Annotated in this window: 5 protein-coding genes; all 5 read left to right on the top strand. The window is 44.0% G+C overall.

The window, feature by feature from the left end; genetic code table 11:
- Positions 1-295: hypothetical protein (locus tag E4K64_RS39755; protein ID WP_430642618.1), on the top strand; the 295-nt coding region annotated here is incomplete at its 5' end.
- A gap of 191 nt (positions 296-486) precedes the next feature.
- Positions 487-768 carry a hypothetical protein gene (locus tag E4K64_RS39750; RefSeq protein WP_000026224.1) on the top strand — a complete coding sequence of 94 codons (282 nt, stop codon included), beginning with the start codon at positions 487-489 and terminating at the stop codon, positions 766-768.
- Positions 769-856: 88 nt separating this feature from the next.
- Positions 857-1,024 carry a hypothetical protein gene (locus E4K64_RS39745; protein WP_000545733.1) on the top strand — a complete coding sequence of 56 codons (168 nt, stop codon included), beginning with the start codon at positions 857-859 and terminating at the stop codon, positions 1,022-1,024.
- Between the two features lie 39 nt (positions 1,025-1,063).
- A complete protein-coding gene (locus E4K64_RS39740) occupies positions 1,064-1,282 on the top strand; it encodes an excisionase (protein ID WP_002414258.1) in 219 nt (72 codons plus the stop codon).
- Positions 1,260-1,658, top strand: a 399-nt coding sequence (locus E4K64_RS39735; RefSeq protein ID WP_209312018.1) for a phage integrase Arm DNA-binding domain-containing protein, incomplete at its 3' end; no start/stop codon positions are given. The genes E4K64_RS39740 and E4K64_RS39735, both read left to right, overlap by 23 nt.

Raw genomic sequence — 1,658 nt, 5'->3', positions numbered from 1 at the left:
TTACGAAGGTGTTATCTCGGATGGGAGTAAGCGTATTGCTAAACTGGAAAGCAACGAAGTCCGTGAAGACGGAAACCAGTTTCTTGTTGTTCGCCATCCTGGGAAGACTCCTGTTATCAAGCACTGCACTGGTGACCTGGAAGAGTTTCTGCGGCAGTTAATCGAACAAGACCCGTTAGTAACTATCGACATCATTACGCATCGCTATTACGGGGTTGGAGGTCAATGGGTTCAGGATGCAGGTGAGTATCTGCATATGATGTCTGACGCTGGCATTCGCATCAAAGGAGAGTGAGATCGGTTTTGTAAAAGATAACGCTTGTGAAAATGCTGAATTTCGCGTCGTCTTCACAGCGATGCCAGAGTCTGTAGTGTCAGATGATGACCGTACTCAAACATCGGGTTGAGTATTATCTTACTGTTTCTTTACATAAACATTGCTGATACCGTTTAGCTGAAACGACATACATTGCAAGGAGTTTATAAATGAGTATCAATGAGTTAGAGTCTGAGCAAAAAGATTGGGCGTTATCAATGTTGTGCAGATCCGGTGTCTTGTCTCCATGCAGACATCACGAAGGTGTTTATGTAGATGAAGGTATAGATATAGAGTCGGCATACAAATATTCCATGAAGGTTTATAAGTCTAATGAAGACAAATCCCCATTCTGCAATGTGCGAGAAATGACTGATACCGTGCAAAATTATTATCACGAGTACGGTGGAAACGATACTTGCCCTCTCTGTACAAAACATATAGATGATTAAACCCAATATTACATAACAATCCTCGCACTCGCGGGGATTTATTTTATCTGAACTCGCTACGGCGGGTTTTGTTTTATGGAGATGATAAATGCACTTCCGAGTCACAGGAGAATGGAATGGAGAGCCATTCAACAGAGTTATCGAAGCGGAGAACATCAACGACTGCTACGACCACTGGATGATATGGGCGCAGATAGCACATGCAGACGTAACCAATATTCGAATTGAAGAACTGAAAGAACACCAAGCCGCCTGATGGCGGTTTTTTCTTGCGTGTAATTGCGGAGACTTTGCGATGTACTTGACACTTCAGGAGTGGAACGCACGCCAGCGACGTCCAAGAAGCCTTGAAACAGTTCGTCGATGGGTTCGGGAATGCAGGATATTCCCACCTCCGGTTAAGGATGGAAGAGAGTATCTGTTCCACGAATCAGCGGTAAAGGTTGACTTAAATCGACCAGTAACAGGTGGCCTTTTGAAGAGGATCAGAAATGGGAAGAAGGCGAAGTCATGAGCGCCGGGATTTACCCCCTAACCTTTATATAAGAAACAATGGATATTACTGCTACAGGGACCCAAGGACGGGTAAAGAGTTTGGATTAGGCAGAGACAGGCGAATCGCAATCACTGAAGCTATACAGGCCAACATTGAGTTATTTTCAGGACACAAACACAAGCCTCTGACAGCGAGAATCAACAGTGATAATTCCGTTACGTTACATTCATGGCTTGATCGCTACGAAAAAATCCTGGCCAGCAGAGGAATCAAGCAGAAGACACTCATAAATTACATGAGCAAAATTAAAGCAATAAGGAGGGGTCTGCCTTATGCTCCACTTGAAGACATCACCACAAAAGAAATTGCGGCAATGCTCAATGGATACATAGAC

Source organism: Bradyrhizobium frederickii (genome assembly GCF_004570865.1).
Lineage (GTDB): Bacteria > Pseudomonadota > Alphaproteobacteria > Rhizobiales > Xanthobacteraceae > Bradyrhizobium > Bradyrhizobium frederickii.
Note: the sequence above shows the minus strand (reverse complement) of the source record. Positions and strands in the feature narration are given on the sequence as shown.